General features: G+C 67.8%; 23 protein-coding genes and 2 pseudogenes. 15 read left to right on the top strand and 10 right to left on the bottom strand.

What is annotated here, in order from left to right; translation table 11 throughout:
- Positions 1-38: 38 nt before the first annotated feature.
- Both ACWDGI_RS39175 and ACWDGI_RS39170 read right to left on the bottom strand, forming a co-directional pair.
- Complete coding sequence (locus ACWDGI_RS39175) at positions 39-1310, bottom strand: MFS transporter (protein ID WP_450767540.1); 1272 nt, start codon at positions 1308-1310, stop codon at positions 39-41.
- Between the two features lie 196 nt (positions 1311-1506).
- Positions 1507-2136, bottom strand: coding sequence for an isochorismatase family cysteine hydrolase (locus ACWDGI_RS39170; RefSeq protein WP_450767538.1), 630 nt, complete (start codon positions 2134-2136; stop codon positions 1507-1509).
- A 629-nt stretch (positions 2137-2765) separates the two neighbouring features.
- On the opposite strand from ACWDGI_RS39170, the gene ACWDGI_RS39165 reads away from it, so the two are divergent.
- Positions 2766-3713, top strand: coding sequence for a LysR family transcriptional regulator (locus ACWDGI_RS39165; protein ID WP_450767536.1), 948 nt, complete (start codon positions 2766-2768; stop codon positions 3711-3713).
- Between the two features lie 464 nt (positions 3714-4177).
- Here ACWDGI_RS39165 and ACWDGI_RS39160 read toward each other — a convergent pair whose 3' ends face one another.
- Together ACWDGI_RS39160 and ACWDGI_RS39155 are read right to left on the bottom strand one after the other, a co-directional pair.
- Positions 4178-4981, bottom strand: a complete 804-nt coding sequence (locus ACWDGI_RS39160) for an SDR family NAD(P)-dependent oxidoreductase (RefSeq protein WP_450767534.1) — start codon at positions 4979-4981, stop codon at positions 4178-4180.
- Positions 4982-5269: 288 nt separating this feature from the next.
- On the bottom strand, positions 5270-6097 hold the full coding sequence (locus tag ACWDGI_RS39155; protein WP_450767532.1) for an enoyl-CoA hydratase/isomerase family protein: 828 nt from the start codon (positions 6095-6097) through the stop codon (positions 5270-5272).
- 309 nt (positions 6098-6406) lie between these two features.
- Here ACWDGI_RS39155 and ACWDGI_RS39150 point away from each other — a divergent pair, with 309 nt between their 5' ends.
- Complete coding sequence (locus ACWDGI_RS39150; protein WP_450767530.1) at positions 6407-7309, top strand: alpha/beta hydrolase; 903 nt, start codon at positions 6407-6409, stop codon at positions 7307-7309.
- A 148-nt stretch (positions 7310-7457) separates the two neighbouring features.
- Positions 7458-7940, top strand: coding sequence for a winged helix-turn-helix transcriptional regulator (locus ACWDGI_RS39145; protein ID WP_450767528.1), 483 nt, complete (start codon positions 7458-7460; stop codon positions 7938-7940).
- Between the two features lie 86 nt (positions 7941-8026).
- Here the strand turns inward: ACWDGI_RS39145 and ACWDGI_RS39140 are convergent, their stop codons facing one another.
- Entirely contained in the window at positions 8027-8494 is a 468-nt protein-coding gene (locus tag ACWDGI_RS39140; RefSeq protein WP_450767526.1) for a MarR family winged helix-turn-helix transcriptional regulator, read from the bottom strand.
- Between the two features lie 117 nt (positions 8495-8611).
- Here ACWDGI_RS39140 and ACWDGI_RS39135 point away from each other — a divergent pair, with 117 nt between their 5' ends.
- Entirely contained in the window at positions 8612-9172 is a 561-nt protein-coding gene (locus ACWDGI_RS39135; RefSeq protein WP_450767524.1) for an NADPH-dependent FMN reductase, read from the top strand.
- Positions 9173-9286: 114 nt separating this feature from the next.
- Entirely contained in the window at positions 9287-10351 is a 1065-nt protein-coding gene (locus ACWDGI_RS39130) for an LLM class flavin-dependent oxidoreductase (protein ID WP_450767522.1), read from the top strand.
- A gap of 213 nt (positions 10352-10564) precedes the next feature.
- On the opposite strand, the gene ACWDGI_RS39125 is transcribed toward ACWDGI_RS39130, so the two are convergent.
- Together ACWDGI_RS39125 and ACWDGI_RS39120 are read right to left on the bottom strand one after the other, a co-directional pair.
- Complete coding sequence (locus ACWDGI_RS39125) at positions 10565-11071, bottom strand: hypothetical protein (RefSeq protein ID WP_450767520.1); 507 nt, start codon at positions 11069-11071, stop codon at positions 10565-10567.
- Between the two features lie 21 nt (positions 11072-11092).
- Positions 11093-12294: pseudogene (locus ACWDGI_RS39120) on the bottom strand (IS256 family transposase).
- Positions 12295-12322: 28 nt separating this feature from the next.
- Between ACWDGI_RS39120 and ACWDGI_RS39115 the strand changes: the two are divergent.
- On the top strand, positions 12323-12823 hold the full coding sequence (locus ACWDGI_RS39115; protein ID WP_450767518.1) for a transcriptional regulator: 501 nt from the start codon (positions 12323-12325) through the stop codon (positions 12821-12823).
- 196 nt (positions 12824-13019) lie between these two features.
- A complete protein-coding gene (otsB, locus tag ACWDGI_RS39110; protein ID WP_450767516.1) occupies positions 13020-13841 on the top strand; it encodes a trehalose-phosphatase in 822 nt (273 codons plus the stop codon).
- Here otsB and ACWDGI_RS39105 read toward each other — a convergent pair.
- Positions 13823-14716: a hypothetical protein gene (locus ACWDGI_RS39105; protein WP_450767514.1), complete on the bottom strand. Its 894-nt coding sequence runs from the start codon at positions 14714-14716 to the stop codon at positions 13823-13825. The genes otsB and ACWDGI_RS39105 overlap by 19 nt on opposite strands.
- A gap of 331 nt (positions 14717-15047) precedes the next feature.
- Between ACWDGI_RS39105 and ACWDGI_RS39100 the strand changes: the two genes are divergently transcribed.
- Together ACWDGI_RS39100 and ACWDGI_RS39095 are read left to right on the top strand one after the other, a co-directional pair.
- Positions 15048-15284 (top strand): hypothetical protein, encoded by a 237-nt coding sequence (locus ACWDGI_RS39100; RefSeq protein ID WP_450767512.1) that lies wholly within the window; start codon positions 15048-15050, stop codon positions 15282-15284.
- The gene (locus ACWDGI_RS39095) at positions 15284-15556 is read left to right on the top strand and encodes a hypothetical protein (protein ID WP_450767510.1); all 273 of its coding nucleotides are present in this window, start codon (positions 15284-15286) and stop codon (positions 15554-15556) included. Before ACWDGI_RS39100 ends, ACWDGI_RS39095 begins: the two co-directional genes overlap by 1 nt.
- 278 nt (positions 15557-15834) lie before the next feature.
- Here the strand turns inward: ACWDGI_RS39095 and ACWDGI_RS39090 are convergent, their stop codons facing one another.
- The gene (locus tag ACWDGI_RS39090; protein ID WP_450767508.1) at positions 15835-16605 is read right to left on the bottom strand and encodes a transposase; all 771 of its coding nucleotides are present in this window, start codon (positions 16603-16605) and stop codon (positions 15835-15837) included.
- Positions 16606-16650: 45 nt separating this feature from the next.
- Complete coding sequence (locus ACWDGI_RS39085; RefSeq protein WP_450767506.1) at positions 16651-17214, bottom strand: hypothetical protein; 564 nt, start codon at positions 17212-17214, stop codon at positions 16651-16653.
- A gap of 205 nt (positions 17215-17419) precedes the next feature.
- Between ACWDGI_RS39085 and ACWDGI_RS39080 the strand changes: the two are divergent.
- From ACWDGI_RS39080 to ACWDGI_RS39055, 6 genes and pseudogenes are all read left to right on the top strand, one after another.
- Positions 17420-17836 (top strand): annotated as a pseudogene (locus ACWDGI_RS39080) (winged helix-turn-helix domain-containing protein); the annotation flags it as partial.
- Positions 17837-18222: 386 nt separating this feature from the next.
- Positions 18223-18513, top strand: a complete 291-nt coding sequence (locus ACWDGI_RS39075; protein WP_450767623.1) for a hypothetical protein — start codon at positions 18223-18225, stop codon at positions 18511-18513.
- Positions 18514-18877: 364 nt separating this feature from the next.
- On the top strand, positions 18878-19213 hold the full coding sequence (locus ACWDGI_RS39070; protein WP_450767504.1) for a hypothetical protein: 336 nt from the start codon (positions 18878-18880) through the stop codon (positions 19211-19213).
- Complete coding sequence (locus tag ACWDGI_RS39065) at positions 19153-19800, top strand: DinB family protein (RefSeq protein WP_450767613.1); 648 nt, start codon at positions 19153-19155, stop codon at positions 19798-19800. The genes ACWDGI_RS39070 and ACWDGI_RS39065 overlap by 61 nt, the downstream gene beginning before the upstream one ends.
- A 260-nt stretch (positions 19801-20060) precedes the next feature.
- Positions 20061-23297 (top strand): choice-of-anchor D domain-containing protein, encoded by a 3237-nt coding sequence (locus ACWDGI_RS39060; RefSeq protein ID WP_450767502.1) that lies wholly within the window; start codon positions 20061-20063, stop codon positions 23295-23297.
- A gap of 146 nt (positions 23298-23443) precedes the next feature.
- Positions 23444-23932 carry a hypothetical protein gene (locus ACWDGI_RS39055; protein WP_450767500.1) on the top strand — a complete coding sequence of 163 codons (489 nt, stop codon included), beginning with the start codon at positions 23444-23446 and terminating at the stop codon, positions 23930-23932.
- The last annotated feature ends 851 nt before the right edge of the window (positions 23933-24783 follow it).

Raw genomic sequence — 24783 nt, 5'->3', positions numbered from 1 at the left:
GTCGTCGTATTCTGCCGATGACGCTCACATGGAGGGCCTCACCTTTGTTCAGGAGCCGGTGCGGGCTCCAGAGGGATCAGGCTGACAGTGCCTTGGGACATCCCGATCTCGGGTGCCCGTCGTTTTCTGACGGTATGGACCGTCAGGGTCAGCGCTCCGACGGCCACGAACACCACTCCCTCGCCGACCATGGCTGTCCAGCCGTGTTGTTCGAACAGTGCGACGGCGATGGCGGAACCGATCGCCCCACCGGCGAACAGGGAGAAGATATAGACGGTGTTGAGTCTCGCACGTATGGCGGTGGGCCCGGTGAAGACGCGGACCTGGTTGGCTACTTGAGCGCTTGTGGTGCCGTAGCCGAGCAGGTTGCACCCGATCACGAGGGCCGCCAGACAGTTGCCACCGAACAGGAAAACGACAAAGGCGGCTCCTTGGGAGGCCAGAGCGATGAAGTTGACGGTGTCCGAGCCCCAGCGGTCGGTGAGTCGGCCGGAGTAACGAGCTGCCAGAGCACCGGGCACACTGCTGAGACCGAAAAGGCCGGCCGCTACCGGCCCGAGCCCGAGAGGCTTTTGGGACAGGTGGAAGGCCAGTGTCGCCCAGAACGACGAGAAGGCAGCGAAGCCTGCCGCACCAAGGACTGCGGACAGACGCAGTGAGGCAAACCGCAGGATGAGCGGCGGTGTGGCCGCCAGCACCTTCAGATAGCCGGCATGATCGTGACTGCTGGCGGGCCGGTGGTCCGGCATGTACCGCGGCAGCACGAACAACAGGGCAGCGGTGGCGGCCGCGGCGGCGAAATAGCCGGCGCGCCAGGTCCCGGTCACTTCAGCGAGGGTTCCGGAGACGGTGCGGGAGAGCAGCGCCCCAAGAGTCAGTCCGGTGCCAACGGCTCCCAGGACCCGGCCCGCCTGGCCGGGGGCAGCCATCAGGGAGACAGTCGGCATGATCACCTGCGGCAGCACGGTGGTGATCGACAAGACGAAGGTGGCAAGGCCAAGCAGGGCGAGTGAGGGGGCTACTGCTCCTGCGACGAGCGCTACTGCCGTCACGGTGAGCAACACCGTGGAGAGCCTGCGCAGCCTGGTGTGGTCGGCGAGAGGTACGAGCGCGATGATGCCCAGCGCGTACCCGATCTGACCCGCCGTGGCGACGATGCCCGCCGCCGCGGAGGACACGCCAAAATACTGCGCGATCCGCTCGAGCAAAGGCTGGGCGAAGTAGATGTTGGAGACAGTGACGGCGGTGGCGGTCGCGAAGACGGGGATGGTGCCGCGCTTCACGCCCGATTCGGCGATGGGTGCAGTCATGTACAGGCCTTTGCGAGCAGAAAATCAGTGCCAGTAGCGCATCGGCACCAGGGGAAGGCGGCCACAGCAGGGTGGCCGGAACCGCCTTGCCGTGCCGCGAACGCTGTGCGCCTGGCACGGGGAGACAGGCCAGCGCCCTTTCGGCCGTGTGCGGGCGGTCGTGCACGCCGGACCCTGGGGTGACGCCCGATCGGATTCACGCCCGTGTCCCCTTCATCGCGGCGACAAGCTCTTCCGTAGCGGTGATGGCATGGGCGTATGTAGGGCCGTTGATCTCGTGCGCCGAGCGCATCCGCTCGGGGGAGAGAGCCGCGGTGGCGTCACGGACCAATGTCACGTGATAGCCGAGTTCCATGGCGAAGCGGGCGGTGGCCTCGATGCAGGTGTCCGCCAGCAGGCCGACGACGGCGACGTGCGTGATGCCGTGCTGCTTGAGTTGGAAGTCCAGGTCGGTGTTGGCGAATCCGCTCGAGCCCCAGTGCTCTCCGGCCACGACCTCACCCGCCTGCGGCTGGAAGTCGGGGTGGAACTCCCCACCCCAGGAGCCCCGGGCGAAGTGGTGCCCATTCTGGATCTTGCGCTGCGAAGGATTGGGATGGTCCCAGGTCTCATAGTCCCCCGGCTCCCAGCGGCGGTGCGGGACAAACACCACGGGCAGACCGAACTCGCGGGCGGAACCAACCACGTAACGCAGATTGTCCAGCAGGCCGACTTCCTTTGCTATGGGCTCCAGTCGCGGCCAGACCTTGCCGCCATCAGAGATGAAGTCGTTGAACGGATCCACCAGTAGAATCGCCGCGCGACGGTGGTTGAAGGCATCAGACATGGAAGTTTCCTTTCACGCAACGGCCAAGATATGGAGTTGGCCGGTAAAAGCGGGTCATGTGGTTTGAGGAAGGTAGGTGATTAATACAGGCCGGCCGGATATTCGACGCCGCGAGGTAAATGCCGTGAGCGCCCAGACGCCGTGGAGGCCCGGCTCGTACTCGCTCGGGCGATCGAGGCTCACGCTGGTCGCGCCACTCCTTGCAGCCACTGCTGGTGGAGCAGATAATCACGGTGACTGTCCGTGGAAGAAGCACCCCCAGAAAGGGCGAGGGGAGGATCTGCGACATGACAATCTCCTGCGGCCCCGGCCTGCGGCCTGCCGCTAGAGCGGTGGACAATGTCGGCCGCCCGGCTTCGGTAGCGGAGGATGGTGTCGCCGAGACATGCCGATCGCCTCTGCCGGGCTAATACAGGTGCGGCACGGGGCCCTCTGATGCAGGCGTCACGTACTGTGCATGAATGTAGGTTCCCGCATTTCTTACGGTGCATGAATGAAGCATGAACGTCCAGTTAGTCATTCTTGTCGGTTCGGGAAGCAACTCTGAACGATCTGCCATCCGCGGCGGACTGGAGCGCGCAACGATGACTATGATTGAATTATTCATGCGGGATACGTAAGGAACGCTCATGCTTGATGTCAGACGACTGCGGGTTCTGCAGTACTTGGCCACTCACGGCACCGTCGCGGCCGCAGCGCAGGCGCTGTACCTGACCGCTCCCGCCATTTCCCAGCAGCTGGCAGCTCTGGAGCGGGAAGTGGGGTTGCCTGTCGTGGAAAAGCGAGGGCGCACTCTGCACCTGACACCCGTCGGGGAACTGCTGGTGTCCCATGCCGAAATCGTCCTGAACGACCTGGCTGCCGCGGAATCAGACCTGGAGGCGATACGCGGTGGCGGCCACGGCATCGTCCGCATCGCCGCTTTCTCCTCCGCAGCCCGCTCGCTGATCGCTCCGGTGTGGAAACGCATCTTGGATGCGGGGGAAGGCGCTGCCGTCTCGTTGGAGCTGGAACTCGTTGAGCAGGAACCCGAGGGCGCCCTTGAGGCACTGCACCGGCGGGACGTGGATCTGGCCGTTGTGCACGGATACACGGTGTTGCCGCGCGACTTCCCCCCGGGATGCGAGCAGACCAAGCTCCTTGAGGAACCCGTCCTGCTCGCACTGCACCCCGAACACGCCGCGCTCATGGAGATCGAGCCAGGTGAAACCGTGGACCTGGCGCGCCTGTCGGACAGCGCCTGGCTCACGCCCGGCCCGGAGACGTCTTGTTACGAGATGATCCAACGCGCCTGCGGTGCGTCCGGTTTCGTTCCTGTCATCCGGTCCCGCAGCAACGACTTTTCCGTACTGGCGGCACTGGTTGCCGCAGGGGCCGGAGCAGCTCTCCTGCCCCGCATGACCCTCCCGGACTCGCCGCCCGGGCCGATCAGCCTCCACCCCCTTCTGCACCCCGTAGTCCGCACCGTGTACGCCGTCAGCCAGAGCGGCACGTCCAGGCGACCCGACATCCGCTTTCTGCAAGAGCTTCTTCAGCAGACCGCCGGCTCGGTGTTCCTGCAGGACCAGCACAGTTGAGGGCAGTGCCGGCGACACAAACACCGCACTGGCCAGTTGGAGCTGTGCCTGCCTCCATGGTGCCTGCAGTGATTCTGGCCTGTGCGCATCGGCATCCGTCTTGGTGGACAGCTTCACGGGGGAGAGCGACCACCGGTGTGGCAGCCGCCGCTTCACTGCCGGCGCGTCTGTTCCTCCTGCCCACCGCCCCTTCCAGAGCGCCTGCCGTGAACTCGCAGCATCTACTGGTCCAAGCATCACGTTGGCGGCGAGTTGTGACGCGTCTACTACAGTCCCCGGCGATGAGCTCTTCGAGTGGGCGGGCAAAGCAATGAGCGCCATGGGGGGAGGAACGCGGCGGCGGAACGCTGCCGTTGCCGCCCCACCCTCTGGTCTGCTCCGCGATGCACCTTGGTGCGACGCCGGCGCACGGATGACCTCGGAGACGGTCGACGGCGGCTGACTGTGTGGGCTTGCAGCCGAGTTCAGATTTCGGGGTAGGGCCAGGTGTATTGCACTCCGCCGTCGAGGACGACGACCTGCCCGGTGATGATCGATGCCGATGCACTGCTGAGGAACAGAAGGGTGTCGGCAACCTCCTCTGGTTCCACGAGCCTGCCCATGGGGATGATGTGCTGGGCCATTTCAAGCGCAGCTGTCTCGGTGAGGAACTGCTTCATGCGCGGATTGGCGATCATCCCAGGGGCGACGCCGTTGACCCTGACGCCAGAGGGAGCGAATTCCGCGGCGGCGCTGCGGATCAGCGAGATCTGGGCTGCCTTGGCAGCCGCGTAGGCGGCGTTGTTCCGCACCCCCGCCATGCCGGCGGCCGAGGTCACGTAAGTGACACTCGACCCGCGGGCGAGTCGGTGGATCGCTTCCCTGGCCAGTTGTCGTGAGTGCTCGAAGACGACATCGAAGTGCCACTGCCAAGTCTCATCGTCGGTCTCGGCAATCGAGCCGGACTTCAGCATGCCGACCACGTCGATGATGCCGCGGAGCGGCCCGAGTGCCTCTTCCGCTTGGTCCAGTAGCCCTGCGATCGCTCCAGGTTCCCGTACGTCCGCTTGGAGGGCGAGGCTGTTGGCCGCCAGTGATGCCGCACGCTCGGCCGCCGCCTGGCTGAGGTCGACACATGCCACGCGGACCTCGTTGGCCGCGAGAGCACGGACGACCTGCTTCCCGACGCCGTCGCCGGTGCCGATCACGACGAAGGCACTGCCGGGGAGATCCGGGTACCGAGCGAAGCGGTGCGTCGGTGCTGTCGCGGCGCTGGTGTCCTTTGTCATCACTTCACACCTTTGATCAGCGGGCGGTACATGGGCTCACGAGGCGAGCCCTGTGCAGCGGACTGGGTAAGGGGCTGCGTCGCCGCGCTTTGGGATGAAGGGCGTCGCGCGGTCGCGGCCTCGCAGGGGCGTCCTCAAGACGCCATGGGGCACTGGAGTCCGTTGCAGTTCGTCCGGTGAGGGCTGCAGCGACGCTGTCTGGGGCATGCTCCGCCTGCGCGTGTCCAGATCTCGTAGCCGACGCCGTCGTGCAGTGCGGCGATGAGGAAGGCTGCCGGGGGCATGGTGTCACAGCTCCCCGACTGCTGTGCCGAAGTCCAGCTCGGTGCGGGAGCGTTCCTGCATCCCGCGCTGCATCAGCGCGCCGATCCGGGCAGCGCTGGACGGATCACGCGCCAGGACCTGGAAAAAGCCCGCATCGACATGGACATCCTCCCTCGGCGGAAGGCCGGCCGCGTTGATCCGCCGCTTCGCCAGCCGCACCGCGGCCTCAGGGAAACCGGCGATACGCTCCGCCAGACGCCCGACGTAGGCGATCAGTTCGTCATCGGGCAGAGCCTTGTTGACCACACCGATCCGCTCGGCCTCCCGCGCATCAACGTCCTCGCCGCCCAGAATCACCTGCATCGCCTGACCCCGCCCGGCCAGCCGCACCAGCTGCTGGACCGCACCCGCGCCCGGGAACGTGCCCACCGCCACCTCCGGCTGCCCGATCACCGCCCGCTGAAGCGACGCGAACCGCATGTCACACGCGTACAAAAACTCCGCGCCCGCACCCCGCGCCCGCCCCTCCACCACTGCGACCGTGACCGGACGCGCCTCACTCAGACGCCGGAACAACGCCCCCAACCCGACGTCGTCCGGCCCTCCCGAGACCGCCGCGGCAGCCGTGTACTGCGCGACCCGCTGCACATCCACATGCGGGACGAAAAAGTCACGATCCGCGCTGCGGAACACCACCACCCGCACCCCGCCGTCCGCATCGGTCTCGTCCAGCAACGCCACCAGATCCGCGACCAGCCGCTCATCGATCAGATTGATCGGCGGATTGTCGATCGTGGCCCACAACACCCCGCCCCGCAGCTCTCCACGGATCGTCTCGTAACTCCAGGCCATCGTCCCCAACTCCTCCCACACCCACTTGCGATTTGCAAGCGACACGGCTAGCGTGGCATCACGGCTTGCGATTTGCAAGCAACCTTCAGGGAGTCGCATGGGCATCCGATCGAGACGCCCATCTATCACCCGGCCGGCGTCTGTGACGACAACTCGGCCACAGTAAGTCTGATTTGCGACGCATGTTCAGTGGCGCGCCCGTGCATGGGCCACGGCCCCCACTACCGCCATCACGCCGTTCACAGAGCCAGGGGACGCCCGGGCTGCGGCTGCCGCCGCATTGCAGCTATCACGCAAGGAGCGACCACCATGGTCCAGCGCACAGAAGAACTGATCCACCTTCCGGACGGAACCGTGCTCAGCGCATGGCTGTTCCTGCCGGACGGCACGGGACCCCACGCGACCATCTCGATGGCCCACGGCTTCGGGGGTACCAAGTACCACGGCATCGAGCCGGTTGCGCGCAAACTGGCGGAAGCCGGATTCGCCGTGTCCCTCCACGATCACCGCGGCTTCGGCGAGAGCGGCGGTGAGCCCCGCCATGACATCGACCCCTATCGGCAGCTCGAGGACTGGCGGCGGGTCATCTCCCACCTGCAGACTCTCGACGTGGTCGATGCCGACCGAATCGGAGTGTGGGGCACCAGCTATGCGGGTGGCCACGTCCTTGTACTCGGCGCGACAGACCGTCGCATCAAGGCGGTCTACTCACAGGTGCCCACCATCAGCGGTTCCCAGAGCAGCCGGCGGCGTGTCCCCCCACACCTGACGCGCGAGCTGGAGGAATCCTTCGCCGCGGACGAACTTGCCCAGGCCCGAGGGGAGGCGCCGGCCATGCAGGCGTTCGTCAACGCCGATCCCGATGCACCGGCTTCCTACCGCGCCAGCGACGCGATCGCCTTCTACCTGCAGCATGATGTGCCCGAGGGCCTGTGGGAGAACAGCGTCACCGTTCAGTCCAACCGGCGTTCGAGGTCCTACGATCCCGGCACCTGGATCGACCAGATCTCCCCGACGCCCCTGATGATGGTGGTCGGCACCCACGACACCGTCGCCCCCACCGACCTGGCCCTCGCCGCCTACGAGCGCGCACTCCAGCCCAAGGAACTCGTCCTCATGCAGGGCGGCCACTTCGATCCCTATCTCGGCGGATTCGAGGTGAGCACCGATGCCGCGGTGCGGTTCTTCAGGACGCACCTGCGAGCCGGATGAGACGACGGGGGTGTCCCGTCAGCAGGCATGACAGGACACCCCCCTCTCCCAGACTGCAGCCTCCAGTCCGGATCACGGTCCCTCCGGTCACCCATGCTTTAGAATCGCAAGTAACCTGCGTTGGGAGGCACCGGTGAAGCGTCGAGAAATGGGCGATTCGGCATGTCCGATCGACCGCTCTCTGTCCGAGGTCGGCGACACCTGGACGCTCCAGATCCTCCGTGACGCCATGCATGGCGTCACTCGGTTCACGGACTTCAACAAGCAGATCGGTGTCGCTTCCAACATCCTGTCCGCACGACTGCAAAAGCTCGTGGCCGCCGGGATCCTCGAGATCCACGAGTCTCGACTCGGCAACTCCCACGAGTACGTCCTCACAGAGAAGGGCCGGGACTTTCACACCGTCCTCTCAGCTCTGCGGCAGTGGGGACAGAAGTACCTCTTCGAGGACGACGAGCCGATGAACCGTGTCATCGACGCCCGGACAGGACAACCGCCCCGTCCGCTGTCCCTCACCGCCGAAGACGGCAGGGTTCTGTCGCCCGACGACCTGCTCCTGGTCCGGTCGCGGGCGGCGGACCCCATCGAGAAGGCGACGCCGATCGACACACCGCGGCGCCACCAGGCGTGACAGAGCGGTTCACGCCGCCTTCCGGCCGTGGTCCCAGGCCGCGGACGGCAGGGCGCCGCCCCGTGCCGTGACCCCGCGCCCAGGTTTCAGCAGGCCTTCGCGATGTGCCTCAGTGCGGTTGCGAGTTGGGCGAGGTCGTAACCGGCGAGGTTGTCGAGCATGCGTCGCCGGACGCTGGCCAGATGGGCGGGCCACGCCGCCTGCAGGCGGGCGAGACCCGCATCGGTGAGGACCGCGTTCCAGCCGCGCAGGTCCTCCGCGCACCGGACCCGCTGGACGAACCCCTGCTTCTCGAGGCGGATGACGACACGGGTCATGCCGCTGAGCGTGAGGTTGCAGACGTCAGCGAGTTCACTCATCCGCATCCGGCGGTCCGGGGCCTCGGACAGGAACATCAGGGGGGTGTACTCGGACAGCCGCAGACCGCCGTCGCGGAGCATGTCCGCGTCGACCGCGCGCGGCAGCGCCGTCATGACATCGCCCAGCGCGCGCACGAAGGCTTCTTCGGCGGCGCCCAACGGGGGGAGGGGGAGGGCCTGCTCTGGAGGGGGCATGCCTCACACCCTATCTCCTTGACACGTCAATCAAATCTGCCATCTACTTGACGCGACAAGCACCTGTTCGCGCATTTACTTGACGCGACAAGCATCTTCTCTCTGCAAGGTGAGCACATGACGAAAATCGGCATCATCCTCGGCAGCACACGGCCCGGCCGAAACGGCGAGGCCGTGGCCCACTGGGTACTTGAGCGGGCCCGGCGCCGCACCGACGCCGAGTACGAGCTCGTCGACCTGGCGGACTACAAGCTGCCGCTGCTGGATGAGCCCTACCCGCCGGCGATGGGCCAGTACAGCCAGCCGCACACCCACGAGTGGGCCGCGAAGATCGCCTCCCTGGACGGCTTCGTGATCGTCACACCCGAGTACAACCACTCGGTGCCCGGCGCACTGAAGAACGCCATCGACTTCCTGGCGGCCGAGTGGGCCAACAAGTCCGTCGGCTTCGTCGGCTACGGCTCCACCGGTGGCACCCGGGCCGTGGAGCACCTGCGCCTGATCGCCGGCGAGCTGCAGATGGCGGACGTCCGCTCCCAGGTGGCGCTCTCCCTCTTCACCGACTTCGAGAACTTCAGCGTCTTCAAGCCCGCCGACGCCCAGGCCGACGCCCTCACCGGCACGCTGGACCAGGTGGTTGCCTGGAGCAAGGCCCTGGCACCGCTCCGCGCGAGCTGACCGTCCACTCGGCACCGCCCTCCCGTACCGCGCCCCCGCCCCCGCGCGACGACGGTTCGGGAGGGCGGCTCGCACTCCCGCCCTCTGCCCTTGTCGCACACAAGAAGTCTGGCCATGACCACTAAAGCTCCCTCCTCCTCGGGCGGGCACCCGATCACTCTCGGCCTGGACACATTCGGCGACGTGTCCCACGACGCCGAAGGCCGCCCGCTACCGCACGGCCCATCCATCCGCAATCTCGTGGCCGAGGGTGTCCTCGCCGACCAGGTCGGGCTCGACCACTTCGCCATCGGGGAACATCACACCGACTGGATGCCCCTCTCCGCAGCGGACGTGGTCCTCGCGGCGATCGCGTCGCGCACCTCACACATACGGCTGGGGTCCGGCGTGACCGTCATCAGCTCCGACGATCCCGTCCGGGTCTACCAGCGCTACGCCACACTTGACGCCGTCTCGGGCGGCCGCGCGGAGCTGATCCTCGGCAGGGGCTCCAGCACCGAGTCCTTTCCCCTCTTCGGCTATGACCTCGCCGACTACGACCTCCTCTTCGAGGAGAAGGTCAACCTCTTCGCCGAACTGCGCAAGGAAAAGCCCGTCTCCTGGTCGGGAAGCACCCGGCCGGCCCTCAAGGGTCAGCCTGTGTATCCGCACAGCGAGTCCGGAGCGATTCCGACGTGGATCGGTGTCGGCGGGAGTCCCCAGTCCGTTGTCCGTGCCGCACGCTACGGGTTCCCGCTCATGCTCGCCATCATCGGCGGTCCCACGGCACGGTTCGCTCCGTTCGGACAGCTCTTCCGGCAGGCACTCAAGCAGTACGGCCACCCCGGCCAGCCCATCGGCGTGCACAGCCCCGGGCATGTGGCTGCCACCGACGAGCAGGCGGTGGACGAATTCTGGCCGCACTACGAGACGGCCATCCGCAAAGTCGCCCGACAGCGCGGATTCCGTACTCCCACCTTCGAGCAGTTCATGCACGACGTCGGTCCCGCAGGCGCACTCTTCGTCGGATCACCCGAAACAGTGGCAGGGAAGATCGTCACCACGCTACGGGAGCTCGATGCGAGCCGCTTCGACCTCAAATACGGGATGAACGGCCTCCCCCACGAGGCACTCATGACCAACATCGGACTCTTCGGCACCGAAGTGGCCCCGCGGGTCCGTGAGCTGATGAAGTCGTGATGTGAATCAAGCACTGACCTGAGGGGCAGGCGGCCCGTCGATACCGCCGCCCCGCCATCCCACTCTCACCTCATCCCACCGCAGTGGCACCTCAATGGCCTGTGCACGGCAGAGCCGGAGCGTGCTGAGCAATGGGAGCGGCGTCCCGAGGCCGCCGACGCGGAGTAATTGTCAATATGTGTGGATGAGCCGGCCTGGGTCGGGCTTGTTTTGTTAGTCGCCCGTCAGATCCTCCCCGCGATACGGTATCCACCGGTATCCAGGCTGGAACACTTCGTAGTCGGAGCTCAGGTCAAGTTCCGCATGCAGCTCTTCGCAGAGCACGAGCCCGTGGATGCTGCCATCGTTCAGTTCATCTGACCACTCGCACCCGAGCTCAGCAGGGTCCACGAGTGATTCCGGATCCCAGCCGACCTTCGCGGCGACATATCCATGGAACTGCGCGAGCAGTTCGTGGAGTTGGTTTCCCAGTTCGCTCAGCTCTGCTGCGGTGAGCTCGAATCTGGGGAGGCTGCCGTCCAGGCCGCAACCCCGGCTGACGGCCACGGGCAGGATCGAGAGCTCGATGTATGAGCCCACCTTCGCCAACATCGGCCGGTGGAGGGGGATGCGGTGGGCGCCCGCGCGAAGCACCCGCGGCTTGGGGTCGATGCGGGCGGCAATCTGTGCTGCCTCGGCGTCATCGCCGAAGTTCACCACGAGCTCGAAACAGATCGCCACGGTTCTTCTGCCTCCCCAGCCTCACGCAGCCCGAGTTTCAGTACGTTCGACGAGGATGCCATTCTCGAACCTTGCGCCCGCGCGGACCAAGGGCACCAGGTGGGATCCGGTGATCGCCCGCCACCGGGCTTGGGCGGACTCGATGAGTTTGAACACCATCGCAAGGGCTGCAGCCGGGCTTCCGGCGCCGCGGGTGACCTTGGTCCGGAGCTTGACGGTGGAGAACGTCGACTCAATCGGGTTCGTGGTTCGCAAATGGACCCAGTGCTCGGCTGGGAAGCGTAGAACGCCAGCAGCTCGTCCAGGTCGTCGGTGATCTTCGCGACGGCTTTGGGCCACTCTATTCCGTAGCCCTTCGCGAACGCGCGGGCCGCCTGCTCTGCATGGGCCCGATCCTCGGCGTTGTAGATCTCCTGCAAGGCTCTGCGGGCCCCGGTGTGCACGGACTTCGGCAGGGAGTTGATCACATTCCAGGTTTTGTGAACCCAGCACCTTTGATGCCGGGCCTGCGGAAACACCTCCGCCAGAGCCCCCCACAGGCCCATCGCCCCGTCCCCGACCACCAGGGCCGGGTCCTTCATTCCCCGCCGCCGGCAGTCGCGCAGCAGGTCGGCCCATGATTCGGTGGACTTCCGCAGACCCTCCGCGAGCGCGATCAGTTCCTTGGTGCCATCGAGTCGGACGCCCATCAGGACCAGGACGCAGGAGTGGGCCTGGCCGAGGCGGACCTTGGGGTGGACGCCGTCGGCCCACACATAGACGTAATCGGTGGCGGACAGGTCGCGGTTCTGGAAGGCGGCGTGGTCGTCCTGCCACTGCCTGGTGAGCCGGGTGACCGCCGCTGCAGACAGGCCGGCCGAGCTTCCGAGGAACTGCTCGAGTGCGGGCACGAAGTCGCCGCTGGACAATCCGTGCAGGTGGAGGAGCGGGAGGACTTCGCTGATCTTTGGGGACTTGCGGCACCAGGGCGGCAGGATCTTGGAGGAGAACCGGTGACGCTCGCCGGTCTCCTCGTCGACGCGACGATCGTTGACCCGAGACACCCGTACCTCAACAGAGCCGGCGGCCGTGGTCACGGTGCGGGGACGGTGATGACCATTGCGCACCACCAGGCGGCGGCCGCGTTCGTCCCGCTCGGCGGCCAACTCGGCTAAATATTGGTCGACTTCTGCCTCAAGAGCAGCGGCGAGCATTCTTCGGGCCCCTTCCCGCACGATCGGCATCAGGGGCCACGAAGCCGTCGCCCGCCAGTTGGACGTCCTCGCCGGGTACGTCGCCACCCCGATCACCGCCCGGCGCGGCCTGCTCGCCCGCCTGCACTACCTCACCCGCTCCGACCGCGCCCGCGCCGCCGCCCGCGAGGCCGGCCTGACCGCCACGCCCCGCACCATCAGGGCCTGGCTGGCCGGCACCTGCTCCCCGTCCCGTGCGAACCTGGCCGCGATCGAGCAGGCCTACCGCGCGGTGCGGCGGGAGAACGTCGCCCGGTATCTGCTCGCCCGGCTCAACCGCGACGGGCGCGGGACCCGGGTGGAGTTCCACCCGCTCAACCAGAGTCAGGTCTCCCGGCCCCACCAGCGGGCGGTCGAGTTTCGCACGCTGAACGTACGGCGCTGGGACCGGATCGTTGCCGCATGGGTCGCCGACGATGACGACGCCCTCGACCATGCATGGGTCGATGACGCCGTGGTCGACCTCGGCTCCCCGTGGGGGCAGTACGAATACGTCACCAACATCGGATTCGCCGCCTGAGTCGGCCGGATACCCCTAGGACTGCTTGGGTGTCTAGGCCGAAGAGCGACAGACGTCACAAAAGCAAGGATGTTGTCACCGGGCCGACGACAGAGTTCTACCGGAGGGGGACAGGTGGCTGAGTGGTGCCGGGTGTCACCGTGAGGTCTCGCCGCAGGATCGTCGTCCCCTTGTCGCGTTGGATAGTCTCCGTGCTGTGACGGCCGATCGTGCTGGCGCCGCGGGACTGCAGGCGTCCATTCTGGAACAGACACGCGCTTCGCCGGGCGGGAGCGGGTTTTACTTCGACTTCGACGGCACCCTCTCCCGAATTCAGGTCGACCCGGCGACGGTCTTGCCGGTACCGGGTGCGGTGCAGGCACTGACCAGGCTCGCGCGTTTGGTCCGCGCCGTCGGCATCGTCTCAGCGCGTCCGGTGGACTTTCTGCGACCACGGTTCGGGGAGGTGCCGGGTGTGGTGCTGCACGGTCTGTACGGGCTGGAGCGCTGGCAGTCGGGGACGACGACCTATGCCCCTGGTGCCGAGGGATGGGAACCGGTGGTCTCGGGACTGCTTGCTCGGGCCCGAGGAGAACTGCCAGGCGAGATCCTCATCGAGGACAAGCGCCTGTCCATGGCCCTGCACTACCGGCGGGCACCTCGATTCGGGGAGCGCGCAATCCAGTGGGGTCGCGACCAGGCGCACCGTCACGGCCTGGTGCTCGAGATCGGTCCGATGACAGTGGAGTTGAAGCCGCCGATCGATCGAGACAAGGGCACCGTGCTCGCGCAGGAGGCCTCGGGACTGCGGTGCGTGTGGTACTTCGGTGACGGCGTACCTGACCTGGCCGCCTTCCGAGCCTTGGACAGTTGGTCCGCCGACTCTCCGGACAGAACGGCAGCGCGCATCGCCGTTAGTCACCCGGACACTGACGCTGCCCTGCTCCAGGAGGCCGATGTAATCCTGGAGGGGCCCGACGCGGTTCCGGCCTTTCTCGACACCGTGAGCACGGCGCTGGATCACCGGCCCAGAGGGTAGACGTGGCACTGCTGCAACCGCCCCATGTCCGGGGCGCGGTCGCGCATGGCCTCGCCGTCCAGCTCCAGCTCGAATACGAGACCGAATCCTCCTGTCCCGAACCGCTCGGAGAGTTGCCGCCAGTCCTCCCTCAGCTTGCGCACCGCCGCCACCGTGGTCGCCGCACAGGTGCCCGCACAGAGGAACACCCGCGTCCCCTCCCAGTCCACGGCCTCCAGCACCGCGTACTCGAAGCAGACGCCGGCTCCGGGTTCCACCCGACGGCGAAAGGTGCGCTCCGTGTTTCCGTGCAGAGGGCGGACGTGGACACCGCGTACAGGTACACCGTTCTCCTCACTTAGAGAGAACTCGCACGCGAACGGCGCCTGCCTGAGCAAGACATCTGTCGTGCTGTTGTACACCGGGCCGCCGACCAGCACCACACAGTCGCTCCTGCGCACCGTGTTCCTGATCTCCTCGGAGGACGCCTGCCAGTCCGCGACATACCTCGACACCGGCATGCTGGCTGTGACCCGACAGCGTAACGGCCGGTAAACGATCCGCTCGGGAAGACCGACGCCCTGAAGTAGCCGGGCCAGAGGATTCGCGTGAAGCGCGTCGGCGAGATCGAGCGCCTCACGGTACTCCAGCTCGCTGATCGCCGTCCCTGCGAACCCCAACTGCACTGGCACCGTCCCAGAGGCGCTCGCAGGCGCGATGTCAAAGCTGGGCACGACCACCAGGACGGAGTTCTTCGAGGATGTACCGACCCGGAACAGCTTCCACACGCGGCTACGCCGTGACAGCCAGGCAGCCACCAACGCCACAGCGCTCGCCAAGACGGCCAGCACAGCAGCACTAGCGGCATTGGTCAGAACATCCCGCACGAACCCCATCGGGCCACCCCCATCGCCGGCGATCCTCAGCGCGCTGCGGGGCGTCATCCTAGGTGCGCATCAGGCTGAAACGTAGTCCGAGAAGGTAAGTCAGCGTGCTGAGCCTCTCCGACATAGCGGATAACCCCGCTCGGCGCGGCTCGCGGTCCGTGCCAGAACCTGCGGACGTGACCGTGGACCGCGCCGCCGTCACGAGATCATGGGTCGTACCCCTCCGGACATCGCAGGAGGCCGCGTAGTTCCCGGTGACGGGAACCGCTGCAAGCCGGTCCCCGCACGGTCGCACAGCGATACCGTGGTGACATCCGCACCGTCCCGCCTGGAGGCCACGATGACCGACCAGCCGGCCCCCGCTGACGGAGCCGTCCGGCAGCAGCTGGAGCCCGCGGTCGCCGACGCCGTCCGCGCCTACGCAGCCCAGACCCGCGAGCGCGCGGATCAGTTCGCCGCCGTCCTGGAGGACATCGCCGAAAACGGCCTGCCCTCGCCCGAGGACTGCACCCCCTGGGAAGACCTGCGGGAGGCGCACCTCGCCCGCCTCACCGCGCAGCGGCCGGCCGTAGCCTGATGCCTCAGGGACACGGGCCCCGCCGCGCCCGGATCGCGTTCTCCGACTCCGCCGCCAAGCAGCTGGAGAACATCACCAGCGAGACGGACATCCACGCCCTCGACCGCGCCCTGGTCGTCATCTCCGTCGACCCAGAGGCCGGCGCACCGATCCCCGGCGACACCACCGGCCCCCAACTGCGCCAGTACACCGACGACGTCGAAGCCGTCCGCATCCTTTACTACGTCACGGTGCTGAGCACCGTGGTCGTCGTCGCCTACATCGATGTCTGATCCGCACCCAGTCAGCGGTCCTGGCGCGGCACCACAACTTTCCGGGTCGGCCGTCCTGCGAGCGTCGGTCCATCCCTTCGGCGCCCCGCGCACTTTGAGGTCAGCGGGAGGAGGGCAGGCCGGGATAGGGCTGGGTGAGGTCGCCGCTGAGAGCGGCGCGCGTGTTGCGGGGTGAGGGTCCTGGCGCGGCCCCACGGTGCCCCGGGGCCGCCTTCGACGTCCTAAGGGCTGTCCCGTAAATGATCTTCGGTGTGTTGGATGACCTGCTTGTTTCTCCGTCATCCCGCCAGCGTGAGGTTGTGCAGGCGGGCGATGCCGAGCATGGCGTGGTGGACGCCGTCGCCCTTGAGGCGGCAGTCGCGGAGGATCTTCCACCCCTTCATGCGGGCGAAGGTGTGCTCGACGCGGGCGCGGACCTTGCGGTGGGAGGCGTTGTGTTCCTCTTTCCAGGCTGAGAGTTCGGCCTGGCCGCGTTCGCGGCGGTGCGGAATGACCAGGCCGGTGCCCCGGTATCCGCCGTCCGCGATCACGGTGGTCCGGCCGACGGCTTCCTTCGCTCCGGACAGCTCCCACGCCTTGCAGTCGTTGCGGTTGCCCGGCAAGGGTCGGCCGACGGCGACGACGAACCTGGTGTCGGCGTCGATGACGACCTGGTGGTTGGTGGAGTACCTGTAGTTCTTCGACTGCTCGGCGATGGTGCGGTCGCGGGTGGAAACCAGGGTGCCGTCCACGATCAGCACGGTGTCCTTGCGGAACCGCTTGCGCTGCTGGAGCGCGAGTCGCGGCCCAAGGTGGTCGATGACGCGGTCTGCGGCCGACTTCGAGGCCCCGAACAGCGGGGCGATCTGCCGCATGGTCAGGTTCGTCCGCCAGTATGCGGCGACCAGCAAAACCCGGTCCTCCAGCGGCAGGCTCCATGGTCGTCCTCTACGGACCGCATCCGCTCCTTCGCGGCGCAGCGCGGTGAGCAGCTTGCCGAACTTACGTGGACTCAGCCCGGTGAACGGGGCTGTCCAGGAAGGCTTCGACGCTGTGATCACACCAGACACCGCAAGATCTGTTCATGGGCCGGACCAGTGCTGGCCTGCGGATAGTCAGGAGGAGGGGTGCCACTGTGGTTCAACAGCCTTGAGCAGGCACTCGCGGTCGTCTGCGCTGATCAGTCCGTCCGTAAGGGCCTTGTCTTCCGACAACGCGCGCAGCGCAGAAGCGTGTGCGGCAAAGGCGGCCCTGCACCATTCGCGTTCCGGGTGATCGCAGTCGTTGCCGAGCAGCAGGACCTGGCGTTCGTTGTCCGCGTCGACAGGCTGAGACAGCTCCGCGGCAACGACCAAAAGGTCGACCAGGCCGGGGCGCACCGCGATGTCAGGGACGGCTGCCAAGCTGATCAGGAAGGGCAGGGCGGGTGGCATCGCAGTGCTCACGTGAAAAACGCTGTTCATCGACACGTTGCCCAGCACGCGCAGGGCCTCGGGGCCGGCTACCTGATCGAGGAGACCACGGAGCAAGGGCGGGATCCCGGCAGGACACCCGGGAATCTGCGACCAGGCGACATCGGCACAGCCCAGCAGCGCGTGGTGATCGCATTCAGCTTGCTCCATCTGCGGATACTCGCGGAGGATCCGAGCGACCGCAGCCTCCTTGGCCGCCGCATCCACTACGCACATCCCTCTGCCCCCAGCTCATACGACATCTCTCCGAAGGGCGCGTCCGTCGGATGAGACTCTTCCCGGGGCGGGCCGGCGAACGCAAGCGCCAAGGTCAACCGCCGGCAACCCCACCCTGGTAGGTACTGAACTTGATGGGGTGATGTCGGTGGCGTTCGTCTGACAGCGAGCGCGCGGTGCCGGTAGCCCTGGGGGTGTGAGGTACGCGCAGGGCGGCGGGCTGACAGACGCGGAGAGAACAGCGCGGGAGCGGTTGCGACTCCAGGCTGTGGAGCGCTGTGAGGGCGGGCAGAAGAACGCGGAGATTGCTGCTGACCTGCGGATCAGCGTGCGGTCGGTCGAGCGGTGGCGCCGGGCCTGGCGGGAGGGCGGCGAGGCTGGGGTGCTGTCGAAAGGCTCGCCGGGAAGACTTCGGCTCAGTGAAGTCCAGATCTCGAGACTGGCACGGGAGTTGGAGCGCGGCCCGCTGGTACACGGCTGGGCGGACCAGCGGTGGACACTGGCAAGGATCAAAACGCTGATCGGCCGGTTGTTCCACGTCTCCTATACGGTGGAGGGCACCTGGCAGCTGCTGAAGCGGCACGGCTGGAGTTGGCAGCAGCCGGGCAGCCGGCTGCGGTAGTGGTTCCTCAGCAGCTCGGCGCGGAGGGGAGCGGTCGTCGCATCCACGCTTCCAGCATTGCTGATGGAAGACGGCGCTGTCACGCAAGCCTGACAAAGACGTCGGGATCAAGAACGAACCCTGGTTTGCGAGGCGGTGCGCTCGCACGGCGCATCCGCCGGCGAGGACCAGCGGGTACGGGGGCCGAGCGCGATCACGTCCGCCAGGAGCCGCGTGTGCAGTTTGGGCATGTCCGTCACGCGGCTGCCCGGGCACGGGAAGCGAGGGCAGGGAAGGCGTCTTCCCACACTGTGCGCACGCTGCATCCGACCAGAGTGCGCAGCACCGGCCAGAGCTGGAGGAGCAGGTCCTGGTCAAAGGGGTGGGGCAGGTCGAAGGTGATCGACGCGAAGCGGGAGGACCGCGAGCTGCCCCAGGTGCCGGAGCCGGAGAAGCCGGCGGGCAAGGTGCTCGACTTGATGGCTGCCTTGCGGAAGTCCGTGGACAAGGCGAAGGTCTCGCGTGGTGAGGGCACCGGCACCGACGCCGAGGTCCACGAGATGCCCAAGAAGAAGACCACGGGCAAGACCAGGACCTCCGCGCAGAAGACCACGACGGCGAAGAAGACGGCCGCGAAGGAGACGACGGTCAAGAAGACGGCCACCCGCAGGTCCGGCCGCAGTGCGTAGCCGCGGGCGGTGGTCAAGGGTGGGTACGGATGTACCGAACGGCCGGACCCCATCCCGGCTCCACCTCTGCCGTGCACCACTGACACAGCGGGTTTTCTGCAGGAGAGACCATGGCGTGAGGCTAGCCGGTGGGGCTTCATGCAGCTCATCGCCGGTTTCTTTGACGCTAGCAGGCGCAACAGGTGTGGTGGTACCGCCAGTTCAGGTGAAACCCCGGCGGTGGTCGGGCCGCCGAGGCTTCCGCCCAGTCGGCCGCAGCAGGAGGTTGCTTCACCGACATCGCAAGGGCGGTGTCGGTGGCGGTTACGGGCTTCGGAGTCACCAGCCTGCTCGCACCCGGTGACACACTACGAGGCGGCGGCATATGGCGGAGCAGGCCGCCCTGTCGATCCTGATCATCCCGACCGACCTGGAACCACCGTGCCCTGGAGCTGACGTGGCTGACATGATCTTGCCCGACCCCGTCACGCGCGACATTCTCGCGATCTTCGAAGACGTGCGGTCCCGGCTGTTCGAGCGCCTGGAGAACCTGACCGACACCGAGTACCACTGGGAGCCGGTCAGCGACTGCATCAGCATCCGCCCCGGCGACGACGGTGTCTTCCGCGTCGGGAATCGAGTCCGGATGCACCAGACCCCATCACGACGATCGCCTGGCGCATCTGGCACATCGGCAACCTCTGCCTGCGCGGCTATGTGATCCACTTCTTCGAGGACGTCCCCGAGCTCGGCGACCGCCACGTGTGGCCGGGCACCGCGAAAGAGGGCGTCCAGGCGCTCGCCGAGGACTGGGAGCATTTCATCTCCCGTATCGCAGCCCTCGGCGACAAGCGCCTCCTGGCGCCGATGGGCTTGGGCCCCGGCGGTTGGGCCGATGAGACCTATCTGAAGCTCGCGCTGCACGCTCTGGACGAGGTCGCGCATCACGGCGGCGAGATCGGCCTGCTGCGCGACCTGTACCTGCGCGAGGGCGTCTCATTTCGGAGGCGGGTGACCTTGTCCGGCGGCCGTGTGCTGCCGAACAACGGCCGGGGCCAGCAGCTATCTCCTCCCTCCCGGCCAGGCCACCGTCCGGGACATCCACGAAGCGTTCCTCGCACTCGCCGTCTGCCTGATCACCCACCGCCACGTCCAACGGCCTTCGTAGGAACAGTAAGCGGGTCCGGTGAGGTCCGCTGCGGTTCGGCAGCGCCCCGAAGGGGCGCGGGGAACTGCGTGACCAGCCACGATGGCGCCGCAGGCGGCAGACGGCAGGTCGTGGCACTTCCAGCGGAGCGGCTTAGCTAGAAGTCAGCACCACTGGGGTGGGGTGGACGGTGTGGTTTGATGCGCGGGCTGTGACCGTGCGCCGAGTTCTTCCGTATGAGGGGGCTGCCTGAGGCGCCGGGCGGCTCGGGGGAGGGCGGTCGCGTGGGGAGCGCGATCGTGGGGGCGTCATGTACCGGGCATCGGAGGGGGTTTTCGTCGTGGGTGCTGGCAGAGGCGGCGGCATACGGAGGGGAAGGTGCGGTTGGCGCGGGGCGGCGCTCGCGGTGGGGGGTGCGCTGATGGCGGGGCTGATCGGCGTGGGCGTCCCGCAGGCGCAGGCCAGCGAGAGCACCGGGTCGGTTGACTCGCTGCGGACCGGCTGGGACCAGGGGGAGTCCGGCCTGAGCGGGGCGGACGTGCGGTCGTCGTCGTTCGGGCAGTTGTGGAAGGCCCCGACGCAGCTGGACGGGCAGATCTACGCGCAGCCGCTCGTGGTCGGCGCCACGGTGGTGGCGGTCACGGAGAACAACGTGGCCTACGGCCTGGACCGGACCACCGGCGCCGTGCTGTGGCAGCGGAACTTCGGGCCCGCGTGGCCGGCCGCGACGCTCAGTTGTGGCGACCTCGCGCCGAACGTCGGCAGCACCGGCACGCCGGTGTACGACCCGGCGAGCGGCGCGGTCTACCTGACGACCAAGGTCGACGACGGCCCGAACGCCCTCAACCCGCACTGGTACATGCACGCGCTCGACCCGGTCACCGGCGCGGAGAAGCAGGGCTTCCCCGTGACGATCCAGGGCTCGGCGTCCAACGACCCGAGCCAGTCGTTCCTGCCCGCGTACGAGATGCAGCGGCCGGGACTGCTGCTGCTCGACGGGGTCGTGTACGCGGGCTTCGGCGGGCACTGCGACGCCAAGCCGTACCGCGGCTACGTGGTCGGCGTCAGCACGACGTCGCCTTCGGTGACGTCGATGTGGGCGGCGGAGACCGGCGCCAGCAACAGCGGCGCCGGTATCTGGCATTCCGGCGGCGGGCTGGTCTCGGACGGTCCCGGCCGGATCTTCGTGGCCACCGGAAACGGCGTCAGCCCGGCGCCCGGTGCGGGCACCTCGCCGCCCGGCACGCTCGCGGAGTCCGTGGTCCGGCTCCAGGTGCAGCCCGACCAGAGCCTGAAGGCCACGGACTTCTTCAGCCCGTCCAACGCGCCGACGCTCGACCAGCTCGACACCGACCTCGCCTCCGGCGGCCCGGTGGGCCTGCCGGACAGCTTCGGCACCGCCTCCCACCCGCATCTGCTGGTGCAGCAGGGCAAGGACGGCCGGGTGTTCCTGCTGGACCGTGACCACCTCGGCGGGCGCTCGCAGGGCCCTGGCGGAACGGACGCGGTCGTGGGCGTCACCGGGCCGCTGAAGGGCCAGTGGGGCCACCCCGCGGTCTGGGGCGGTGACGGCGGCTACGTGTACGTCGTCGGCAACGGCGGCTCGCTGACGGCGCTGCACCGCGGCGTGACCGCCAAGGGCGACCCGGCGCTGAGCGTCGCGGGCGCGAGTCAGGACTCCTTCCCCTACACCAGCGGCTCGCCGGTGGTCACCTCCGACGGGACGCGCTCGGGCAGCGCCCTGGTGTGGGTCGTGTGGTCGGGCGGCCCGACGGGCGTGGGCGCCCAGTTGCGCGCCTACGACCCGGTGCCGGACGCGGACGGCGTCCTGAAGCTGGTGTGGTCCGCGCCGATCGGCACCGCGCCGAAGTTCGCCGTCCCCGCGACCGACGGCAACCAGGTCTTCGTCGGGACACGGGACGGCAGGGTCTACGCGTACGGCAACCCGGTGGGCAGCCCGCTCAGGGGCGGACCGGTCGACTTCGGGACGGCGCGGGTCGGCGGCACGGTGCGTACCGACGTCGTCCTGACGGAGAATCAGAACCCGTCCAGGGCGCTTGCGATCAGGTCGGTGAGCGTCGAGGGCCCGTTCACCGCGGACACCTCGTCGCTGCCGGCCTCGATCCCGGCCGGTGGGCAGCTCACCGTGCCGGTCACGTTCAGGCCGACCTCGGTCCTGGGCGCGAGCGGCACGCTCACCGTCGCCACGGGCGCGGGTACGTTCGCGCTGAGCCTGCACGGCGTCGGGACCAAGGCCGGGCTGGCCGCGTTCCCCGGCACGGTGTCCTTCGACAACCAGCCGACGGGAACCGCGGCCACCGCGAACGTACAGGTGACCAACACCGGCACCGAGCCGGAGACCATCACCTCCGTCGCCTCGCCCACCGGGCCGTTCAGCGCGGACAACCTGCCGAGCGCCGACCCGGCGGATCCGACGGTCGTCCCGGCCCAGGGTTCGGTCGTGCTCCGCGTCGGCTACGCGCCCACGGCCACCGGCCGGCACTCCTCGTCGATCACGCTGACGAGCACCAGCGGCACGCTGACCATCCCGGTGGAGGGCAACGCGATCAGCGGCAAGGGCCACCTGCTGCTCACTCCCCCGTCGCTGGCGTTCGGCGGGGTCACCCGCGGCACGTCGGTCACCAAGTCGTTCACCATCACGAACTCCGGGAACGTTCCGGTCACGATCACCAAGGCGAAGGCGCCGGCCGGCGTGTTCACCAGCGCGGACCCGCTGCCCGAGGGCCTGGTCATCGGTCCCGAGCAGAGCGTGCGGCAGACCGTGACCTTCTCGCCGACCGCCGTCGGGGCCCGGTCGGCGTCCTACGAGATCACCGGCGACGCCGGACAGGGCGCGATGCTGGAGACGGTCAGCGGTACGGGCACCCCGCCGCCGGCGCAGCTCGGCACCCTGCTGGCGCGGGACACCTCCGGCACGCTGTGGCAGTACCACGGCACGGGCGTGACGGCGTCACCCCTCGCGCGGCGCCTCGGCGTGGGCCCCGGCTGGAACACGTACAACCTGATCACCAGCGTCTCGCGGGTGATGTCGGACGGCAGCGGCTCGGTGGTCGCCCGCGACGCCACGGGCACGCTGTGGCTGTACCAGGGGACCGGAAAGGCGGCGGCTCCGTTCGCGGCCCGAAGGAAGGTCGGGCCGGGCTGGGGCGCCTACACCTCGCTGACCGGCACGGGCGACCTCACCGCCGACGGCAGGGCCGACCTGGTCGCCCGCGACACCAGGGGCAATCTCTGGCTCTACCGCGGCACCGGCAACGCCACCACCCCCTTCGCCGCCCGCATCCTGATCGGCACAGGCTGGAACACCTACAACGCGCTGACCGGCGCGAGCGATGTGACGGGGGACGGCAGGGCCGACCTGGTGGCCCGTGACACCCAGAGCCGCCTGTGGCTGTACCGCGGCACCGGCAAGGCCACCGCTCCCTTTGCCGCCCGCACCCTGATCGGCGGTGGCTGGAAGACCTACAACGCGTTCGCCGGACCGCGTGACGTCACCGGCGACGGCAGGGCCGACCTGCTGGCGCGCGACACGGCGGGAGAGCTGTGGCTCTACCGCGGCACCGGCAACGCCGCGGCGCCGTACGCGGCGCGCGTCAACGTCGGGCCCGGCTGGAAGATCTACAACTCCCTGGTCTGAGCCCACGGCCCCAGGGAACGACGGGCGGCGTGGCTGTGTCGCTTCGAAGTCCGAGGAGGTCCGGCAACTGGGGTGGATTCCGCGGGCCACGCTGGCGAGAGCATTCGCACCGTGCGGAATCCGGCCGGCTGCGAGCCCGGTGGCTGATGTGGACGCTGACGAGCGCCCACCGCGACCTTCGCGACGCGGCCACGGCCGCCCTGTACTGGTACGGATGGCACGACATCAGCGGACTGTTCACCCTGACCCTGGAAGCGATCACCGTCAACGACGCCTACGTCGGCGAACGCATGGTCGCCGCCTGCTACGGCGCCGCGACGGCCCACCAACCGCACACCCCGTACCTTGAAGCTGCCGTGCCTGCCTACCTGACAGGGCTGCTGAACACCTTCACCGGGCACCAGGCCACCCACCCCACCTTCCACGCACTGACCCGGTACTACGTCTCCTCAACGCTCGACCTCGCCCACCGCTACTACCCCGCCACGGTCCCCAACGCTGCCGAACTGCCCTTGGCCTTCACGCCAGCACCGACGATCACACCGCTGCCCGAGGGCGATCCACGCCGTGAGGACGTCCATAGCACGATGGGCATGGACTTCGGCAACCCTCGGGCGTCTGTTCCAGGGCCGTAGGAACTACGACGACTCCCACCCCGGACACCAAGAAGCCACCGCCCTCGTCCTCGGCGTCGTCCACGCGCTGGGCTGGCGCCCCGACCCGTTCGACGAGGTAGAACGCCGCATCACCTCAGCAACGTCCCGACAAGGCCACACTTCCAGCAGCCGGATCGACCGTTATGGCAAGAAGTACGGCTGGATCGGCTTACACACCATGGCGGGCATGCTGGCCGACCGCGGCCAGCCACCCGAGGAACTCGAAGTAGACATCGACCCAACCTTCCCGCAGCCCCGCCGCCTGTCCCGGTCCCGCTCGACACGTGGACGCCGCGGACACCGGAAGACGACCTCGAGTGGCTGCGCCACGGAATCGTCAACGTGCCGGACGACCTCCTTGCACCGGCCCGGCTCGACGCGGGCGAAGGGCCATGGCTGCTCGTCCACGCAGAGATCGACACAGAGGGCATCGCCACCGGACGCGATACCTTCGGCCTGTTCAACACTGTCCTTGTCGACCAGGAGAATCTGACCCAACTCCTGGAGGAGTTCGCCGTGCGCAGGTGGCGGAGCCGGGCGTTGAGTTCTGGGGCCGGTTGCTCCCCCTCCGGCTCGCCGAGTGGGCGGAGGATGTCGCTCGCCGTCCGTGGATCGTCGAGCGTCTTCGGGTGTGCTGGGGTGACAACTTTTGGTCGAGTCGGCCGTGGGTGTATGAATGAGATGGCTGTTGACAGCGGTGTGGTCAGGTCACGCTGCCGGCGTGCATCCGTGTCCTCCGGCAGAGGTCCCCGGATGCATTGCCTATCAGCCCGTGGCCGTCGGCTGAGAACCTCCGGCTTGGGCATGATGGCAGTCTGCAGGCGGAAGTG

It is taken from the genome of Streptomyces sp. NPDC001220 (assembly GCF_053597895.1).
Note: the sequence above shows the minus strand (reverse complement) of the source record. Positions and strands in the feature narration are given on the sequence as shown.

Bases quoted from the DNA above. Each gene is read 5' to 3' on its own strand.
- ACWDGI_RS39175 (WP_450767540.1), bottom strand. From the start codon at position 1,310: ATGACTGCACCCATCGCCGAATCGGGCGTGAAGCGCGGCACCATCCCC.
- ACWDGI_RS39170 (WP_450767538.1), bottom strand. From the start codon at position 2,136: ATGTCTGATGCCTTCAACCACCGTCGCGCGGCGATTCTACTGGTGGAT.
- ACWDGI_RS39165 (WP_450767536.1), top strand. From the start codon at position 2,766: ATGCTTGATGTCAGACGACTGCGGGTTCTGCAGTACTTGGCCACTCAC.
- ACWDGI_RS39160 (WP_450767534.1), bottom strand. From the start codon at position 4,981: ATGACAAAGGACACCAGCGCCGCGACAGCACCGACGCACCGCTTCGCT.
- ACWDGI_RS39155 (WP_450767532.1), bottom strand. From the start codon at position 6,097: ATGGCCTGGAGTTACGAGACGATCCGTGGAGAGCTGCGGGGCGGGGTG.
- ACWDGI_RS39150 (WP_450767530.1), top strand. From the start codon at position 6,407: ATGGTCCAGCGCACAGAAGAACTGATCCACCTTCCGGACGGAACCGTG.
- ACWDGI_RS39145 (WP_450767528.1), top strand. From the start codon at position 7,458: ATGGGCGATTCGGCATGTCCGATCGACCGCTCTCTGTCCGAGGTCGGC.
- ACWDGI_RS39140 (WP_450767526.1), bottom strand. From the start codon at position 8,494: ATGCCCCCTCCAGAGCAGGCCCTCCCCCTCCCCCCGTTGGGCGCCGCC.
- ACWDGI_RS39135 (WP_450767524.1), top strand. From the start codon at position 8,612: ATGACGAAAATCGGCATCATCCTCGGCAGCACACGGCCCGGCCGAAAC.
- ACWDGI_RS39130 (WP_450767522.1), top strand. From the start codon at position 9,287: ATGACCACTAAAGCTCCCTCCTCCTCGGGCGGGCACCCGATCACTCTC.
- ACWDGI_RS39105 (WP_450767514.1), bottom strand. From the start codon at position 14,716: ATGGGGTTCGTGCGGGATGTTCTGACCAATGCCGCTAGTGCTGCTGTG.
- ACWDGI_RS39100 (WP_450767512.1), top strand. From the start codon at position 15,048: ATGACCGACCAGCCGGCCCCCGCTGACGGAGCCGTCCGGCAGCAGCTG.
- ACWDGI_RS39095 (WP_450767510.1), top strand. From the start codon at position 15,284: ATGCCTCAGGGACACGGGCCCCGCCGCGCCCGGATCGCGTTCTCCGAC.
- ACWDGI_RS39070 (WP_450767504.1), top strand. From the start codon at position 18,878: ATGGCGGAGCAGGCCGCCCTGTCGATCCTGATCATCCCGACCGACCTG.
- ACWDGI_RS39060 (WP_450767502.1), top strand. From the start codon at position 20,061: ATGGCGGGGCTGATCGGCGTGGGCGTCCCGCAGGCGCAGGCCAGCGAG.
- ACWDGI_RS39055 (WP_450767500.1), top strand. From the start codon at position 23,444: ATGTGGACGCTGACGAGCGCCCACCGCGACCTTCGCGACGCGGCCACG.